Origin of the sequence: Streptomyces sp. NPDC056161 (assembly GCF_042268025.1) — a bacterium.
Lineage (GTDB): Bacteria > Actinomycetota > Actinomycetes > Streptomycetales > Streptomycetaceae > Streptomyces.
In genome coordinates, this window is the sequence record NZ_JBHJUV010000016.1 from 177,011 (window position 1) to 183,426 (window position 6,416).

The following is a 6,416-nucleotide window of genomic DNA, read 5'->3' on the forward strand; positions in this document are numbered from 1 at the left end:
GTACCGGCTCTCCCACCGGCTGTACCGTCGCCGGCGTGGAGTCGCGCTACGCCGAGGTGGCCGGATCCTCCGCGCGCAGCGCCTGGGTGTTCTCGTCCGACTGCAGCGGGGCTGTCGGCGCGAGTTCGGCCGCGGCCTGCTCCGGGGAGGCCGCGCGGAGTCGGCGCAGGTAGCGCTCGTACCACAGCAGCGCGGCGCCGAGGAAGACGGCAACGCCGCCGACGTTGTATGTCAGCGTGAGCCACAGGGCCTGCCCCTCGGGGAACGTCGATGCCACGAAGGCGACCGTGAAGACGGCCAGGAGGAACACGGACATCGTGAGACCCGTGGTACGGGAGCCGAACCGGAACTCGCGCACGGCGCTGTCGAACCGGGCCCGCAGTACCAGGTAGGCCACGAGGATCAGCGCCGGCGGGAGCAGGGCCGTGGCAGCCGTCATGTTGGTGACGATCCGCAGCAGGTCGTCGATCGAGCTGCCCGCGCCCAGGGTCGGGACGAGCAGCAGCGGCACGACGATCGCGAACTGGATCCAGGCCCCGACGACGGGCACGCCCTGGTCGTTGAGCGCCACGACGCGTTTGCCGAAGACGCCGTCGGGGATCTCGGAGAAGAAGATCTTCACCGGCGCCGAGGTCCAGATCAGCAGGCCGCCCAGGGTCGCGATCAGCATGATGAGGCCGACGCCCCGCACGACCACACCGCTCGGCAGGCCGAAGTGCCCTGCGGCCGCCTGCATGGTCACGAAGATTCCGTTGCTGAGCGACACACTGTCGCTCTTCACGAAGACGCCCATGAGCCAGGTGCCGAGCGAGTAGAGCAGGCCGATCGCGATCCCGGACACGATGATCGTGCGTACGAAGGCCCGCACACCGCCCTTGAGGTCGTTCAGGTATACGCCGATCGACTCGGCGCCGCCGACGCCCTGGATGATCCACGCCAGGGTGCCCAGGAACGCCCACGCGGTAATGCCGGCACCCGGGTCGAGGCGCATTCCGGCAGGAGAGAGGTCATTGGCCGGCGTGATGCCGCCGAGGAGCGCGCCGACCCCTGCGACGATGAACAGCAGCGCCATGACCAGCATGAGGGTGGACCCGAACGAGGTGACGCCGCCGATCCAGCGGGCGCCCTTCGTCGAGACCCACGTGGCGACGAGGAAGATGACCGCGGACAGCACGGCGATGAGCCAGGGCTGGATGGCCCACTCGGTGCCCAGGATCATGTAGCCCGCATACACCAGGACGATCGGCAGCAGTGAGATGAAGTAGAAGAGGTTCACGAACCAGTAGCAGAATGCCGTGAAGAACGCCCACCGGCCGCCGAGAGACGACTTCACCCACTGGTAGACGCCGGACTCCGAGCGGCGGTTGAGACTCACCATCTCGGCGATCACGAGGGTGAACGGTACGAAGTAGAGGATGGTGGCGACCAGAAAGATCGGGGCGGCGAGCGTACCTATCAACACGTAGTTGTTGACTACGTTACGGAAATTGAAGACCGCCGCGATGACCATGCTGAACAGGATCACCGCACCGATCGACCGGCGATTCGTCATTGAATGCTCCGTTGCTGTGGGGCAGGGGGATTCGGCTACTTGTTGTGGAACGTGGCGCCCTCGACGGTCACGTAGGCGACGACCACCGTCGTGTCGGGAACGGGCAGGATGCGGACCGCTTCGTCCGGGTCGGCCACGAGGACAGCCCCGCGGGGGACCGTGTGGCGCTCGCCGTCGCCGCGCAGGTGCTGGCGGTCGGTGAGGTCGCTGTAGGTGTCGGCCGCGTCGAGCGTGGCCACGTGAGCGACATCGACCTCGGCGTCCCCGTCCACGGGGAACAGCACGCACTGGTAGCGCCGCCGTGCGACGAGGCCGTCCGTGGCGAGCGCGACGGTACGGGCCCGCATGGCCGTGAGCGAGTCGCCGACGCTGTACATGACGCCTGGGAGCCGTCCGTCGGCGCGAAGCGCCTGGAGCGTCCGGTCCCACTTGGTCACGCCGCCGAGGACCTCGTCGAGGTGGGCGTGGTCGCGAAAGATCCTCACGATCCGGTCCTTCCGGTGTGGTGGGGTGCTGCCGCGGACACGGACCGCAGGTCGAGTTCGAAGTGGAACGGCTCGAAGCGGACCCGGTAGGTGTCCAGCACCTCGCTGCCCCACGAGTTCGACCCGAGGCCGAGCACGCGGTGGTTGACGTTGACCGTCACGCGGTCCTCCGGCACGAGGTCGGTGCGGTGCCGCGCGGCGTCGATCGCCTCCGCGGAGCAGGGCCAGGCCGAGAACGCGAAGGGGCCCGAGCCCGCCGCCCGCACGGCGAGGCCGTCGCCGTGCGGGTCGGTCAGGGCCACCCAGCGCACGTCCCCGCGGTTGGCGCAGTCCTGGGGCACGACGTACGGGGTGAACATCTCGTCGACCGTGCTGTGCCAGCGGCCGACCGTGGCGGCCGAGCGGGAGTCCGGGTAGTTCTCGCCCGGCCCCAGCCCGTACCAGTCGACGGAGCGCAACTCGCCCGGCACCGCGAAGGACAGCCCGACCCGGGGCACGATGTCGCGGTAGCCGCCGACCGGCTCGCCGGTGACGGCGAGACGCACGCCGTCACCGGTGAGGGTCCAGGTGAGCTCGACCGTCATGCCTATGTCGAGGGCGGGTGGCGCGACGCGGGCACAGACCTTCACGACGACGGTACCGTCCTGCTCCCGCCATGACACGTGTCGCGTCGATGTCTGCATGAGCGACAGGTACCGCGGTGCCCAGAGTTCCTCGTCCTCCTGCCGGTGGTTGTCCACGCGGGGCTTCCAGAATCCGACCCGGGGCGGGGCCTCGAACAGTTCGCGCTCGCGGTTGCGCCACGACAGGTCCCCGGTGAGCAGGTCGACGGTGAACCGGTCGGACGCCGGGGTCGTGACGACGAGCGAGGTGCCCTCGGCCTGGGCGGTGACGGCCCCGCGGGGTGCGGCGCTCGCGGGCCGGCGGGGACGGTCGGCGACCGCGACCTGGTACCGGCCGAGCTCGTGCACCGGCGCCGCCCACTCGTGCGCGGCGGTGGACAGGACGCGGGCGGTCAGGTGTGTCTCTCCGTGCGCCGCGACGTCCAGGTGCACAGCCTCGCTCCACGACTTGCCGGGCGGCACGGGGCCCGGGGTGAGCGTGCGGGAGGCGGTGACTCGTCCGTCGTGCAGTGTCTCCAGGACGACGACGACGTCGCCGAGGTCGGTGAACCACCGCCGGTTCGTCACGGTGCACACACCGTCCGCGTAGTCGACGCGTACCGGGCAGATGACCTGCTTGTACTCAAGGAGGCCGGGGCTCGGCTCCTGCCACGGGAAGACCAGGCCGTCGATGCAGAAGCTGCCGTTGTTCGGGACATCGCCGTGGTCGCCACCGTAGGAGTGGTACTCGCGGCCGTCGTCCGTGGTCGCGACGAGGCCGTGGTCGCACCACTCCCACACGAAGTGCCCCTGGATGCTGTCCCACGCCTCGAACACCTGCTGGTACTCCGCGAGGCCGCCGGGCCCGTTGCCCATCGCGTGCCCGTACTCGCAGATGATGCGCGGCTTGGGGTGGGGGTGCTCGCCCAGGTCGTTCATCTGCGAGACACGGGAGTACATCGTGGAGATGACGTCGACGACCTCGGCGTCCCGGTCCTCCTCGTAGTGCACCGGGCGGGAGGGATCGAGCTCGGCGCAGCGGCGGTACATGGCGGGGATGTTGCGCCCGTACCCCGACTCGTTACCGAGGGACCACATGACGATCGACGCGTGGTTGCGCTGGGCCAGCACATGCCGCTCGATCCGGTCGACGTACGCCGTCTGCCACGCCTCGTCGTCCGTGAGCCGGGACAGCTCGCCGACGTTCGCGAATCCATGCGTCTCCAGGTCCGTCTCGGCAACGACCAGCAGACCGATCCGGTCGCACAGCTCGTAGAAGCGCGGGTCGTTCGGATAGTGCGCGGTGCGCACGGCGTTGATGTTGTGCTGCTTCATCAGGTGCAGGTCGCGCTCGACACGCGCCATGCCCACGGCGCGCCCGCGGCGGTCGTCGTGGTCGTGCCGGTTGACGCCGTGCATCATGAACGGCGTGCCGTTGAGCAGGAGACGGCCGTCCACGATCGTCACCTCGGCCAGGCCGAGGCGGTGGGGCACGTGCTCGACGGTCCCGTCAGGGCCGCGCACCACGAGACGCATGTCGTACAGGTACGGATCCTCGGGGTTCCAGAAGCGCACACCCTCGACGACCACCGTGGCGTCGGTGCCCGGCGTGACCGCCCGCGCCGCGAGGAGGCACGCGCCGTCGTACACCTCCCAGGTGATGTCGGCCTGTCCGACGGCGCTCACGGACAGGGTGACCTCGGCGCGGTCGTCGGCGAGGCGGTGCGTGCGGACACGGAAGTCGGCGAGGTGCGCCTGGGGCCGGGTCAGCAGATAGCAGTCGCGGAAGATCCCGGACGCCCACCACATGTCCTGGTCCTCAAGGTAGGTGCCGTCCGAGTACTGCAGCACCTTGACGACCAGATGGTTCGCACCGGCGTGGGCCACGTCCGTGACGTCGAACTCGGCGCTGAGCCGGGACCCTTTGGTCATCCCCACGTAGGCGCCGTCCCAGTACACCTCGGCGTAGCTCTCGACCCCGTCGAACCGCAGCACGACGCGTTCGCCGGGCGGGGCCTCGGGCAGGACGACGGTGCGCTGGTACACACCGGTCGGATCGTCGGCGGGCACACGTGGCGGGTCGACCGGGAACGGGTAGCCCTCGTCGGTGTACTGCAGCCGCCCGTACCCGTCGACCTGCCACAGGTGCGGCACGCGGACGACGTCCCACCCGTCGGCAGGGGACGCCAGCGCCTCCGCGGGGACGCGCGCGGGATGGTCGAAGAGCCGGAACCGCCACTCCCCGGTGAGATCGACGAACCCGCGCGAGAGCCGGCGGTCCATGGTCCCGGCAACCTCGGCCGAGTCGTAGCCGAAGAAGTAGGCCCGCGCGGGCAACCGGTGACGGCCGGTGAGGGCGGGGTTCTCCCAGTCATGTGCGCCGGAGGCGCCGACGGTCGATGGATCCGCGAAGTGGAGAGGCATACTCCGGAATGTAACCGGTTTCATTGATGGGAGCAACGTCGTGGAGATGTGACGGGGCTCCCGCACCGTCCCGTGCGACGGCGACCTCGCGTCAGGCCGCCTGCGCGATACTGAGCTCCGTACAGCTCAGTCCGTCCTGGACACGGGCGTCCCCGCCCGTGCGGAAAGGTCACCGATGCCACCAGGCAGGCGCGGCGCCCCGCGCGCCGTGACGATCACCGACGTAGCTCGCGAAGCGGGCGTGTCCCGCGCGACCGTCTCGCGCGCGATCAACGACTCGGACCTCGTCACGGCCGAGACGAAGCGCACCGTGCAGGAGGCGATCACGCGGACCGGCTTCGTGATGAACGCACGCGGCCGTGCCCTCGCCACCGGGCGCGCGGAGACGGTCGGCGTCCTGATCACCGAACCGCTGGACGAACTCTTCGACGACCCGACCTACGGCAGGATGCTGCGCGGTATCGCAGAAGGACTGACGGGCAGCGGCTTCCTGCCGGTCATCGTCCAGGCGTCCAGCGAGTCGGAGCGCGCCCTGGCGCTGCGGAGCTTCGGCCGCCGGTCGGTCGACGCGGTCATCCACCTCACGCCCTACCGGGGCACCAACCTGCTGGGCTCGTTGGCGGGCACCGGGTTGCCCGTGGTCCTGTGCGGGCAACTCGTCGACTCGCCGTACGAGGGGGTCTTCTCAACGGTCTACTCCGACGACGTGCGCGGGGCCCGCCTCGCCGCAGAGCGGGTGGTCGCGGCCGGCCGCCGGCGGGTGGCCGCCGTCCTGGGACCCGCGGACAACCCGGCGACCGGCGACCGGCGGCGAGGGTATGAGGAGGTGCTCGGGTCCCGGCTGGATGCAGCACGCATCGTGCACACCCACTGGGACACCGCCGGCGGGCTCACAGCGACGGCCCGCCTGCTGGAGTCACACCCCGACGTCGACGCGATCCTCGCCGGGTCGGACCGCATCGCCCTCGGGGCACTCGCCGCCCTCCACACCGCCGGACGGCGCGTGCCCGAGGACGTCGTCGTGGTCGGCTTCGACGACCACGCCATCGCCGCGAGCGCATCCCCGCCCCTGACCACGATCGCGCAACCCCTCGTCGAGGAGGGGCAGATCGCCGCCCAGTTGGCGCTTGAGATGATCAGCGGCGCCGGCCCGCGCACCGAAGTGCTCAAGATGCACCTGGTGCCCCGCGTGTCCGCCTGAGAGGTCGTACCGCCGCCTCGTCTCGGTCATCCTCGTGGTACAGGGTTGGGGTGTTAGGGGGGGTGCCCCTATCTGTTTCGTCAATCCCGGCAGGGTTGGTTCATGGGGGTTGGTCATGTTTTTCGGGAGCGTCCAGCGAAGCGGGATGTTCC

4 protein-coding genes are annotated in these 6,416 nt (G+C 70.0%); 1 reads left to right on the top strand and 3 read right to left on the bottom strand.

The features are described 5' to 3' along the window. Positions 1–46 precede the first annotated feature (46 nt). The 3 genes from ACFC09_RS17505 to ACFC09_RS17515 are packed head-to-tail and all read right to left on the bottom strand — an operon-like array spanning position 47 to position 5,063. Positions 47–1,552 carry an amino acid permease gene (locus tag ACFC09_RS17505; protein ID WP_376528758.1) on the bottom strand — a complete coding sequence of 502 codons (1,506 nt, stop codon included), beginning with the start codon at positions 1,550–1,552 and terminating at the stop codon, positions 47–49. Positions 1,553–1,587: 35 nt separating this feature from the next. Further along, the gene (locus tag ACFC09_RS17510; protein WP_376528760.1) at positions 1,588–2,037 is read right to left on the bottom strand and encodes a hypothetical protein; all 450 of its coding nucleotides are present in this window, start codon (positions 2,035–2,037) and stop codon (positions 1,588–1,590) included. Then, on the bottom strand, positions 2,034–5,063 hold the full coding sequence (locus ACFC09_RS17515) for a glycoside hydrolase family 2 TIM barrel-domain containing protein (protein WP_376528762.1): 3,030 nt from the start codon (positions 5,061–5,063) through the stop codon (positions 2,034–2,036). The genes ACFC09_RS17510 and ACFC09_RS17515 overlap by 4 nt, the downstream gene beginning before the upstream one ends. 175 nt (positions 5,064–5,238) lie before the next feature. Here ACFC09_RS17515 and ACFC09_RS17520 point away from each other — a divergent pair, with 175 nt between their 5' ends. Further along, positions 5,239–6,264, top strand: coding sequence for a LacI family DNA-binding transcriptional regulator (locus ACFC09_RS17520; protein WP_376528766.1), 1,026 nt, complete (start codon positions 5,239–5,241; stop codon positions 6,262–6,264). Positions 6,265–6,416: the final 152 nt, after the last annotated feature.

Bases quoted from the DNA above. Each gene is read 5' to 3' on its own strand.
- ACFC09_RS17520 (WP_376528766.1), top strand. From the start codon at position 5,239: ATGCCACCAGGCAGGCGCGGCGCCCCGCGCGCCGTGACGATCACCGAC.
- ACFC09_RS17505 (WP_376528758.1), bottom strand. From the start codon at position 1,552: ATGACGAATCGCCGGTCGATCGGTGCGGTGATCCTGTTCAGCATGGTC.
- ACFC09_RS17515 (WP_376528762.1), bottom strand. From the start codon at position 5,063: ATGCCTCTCCACTTCGCGGATCCATCGACCGTCGGCGCCTCCGGCGCA.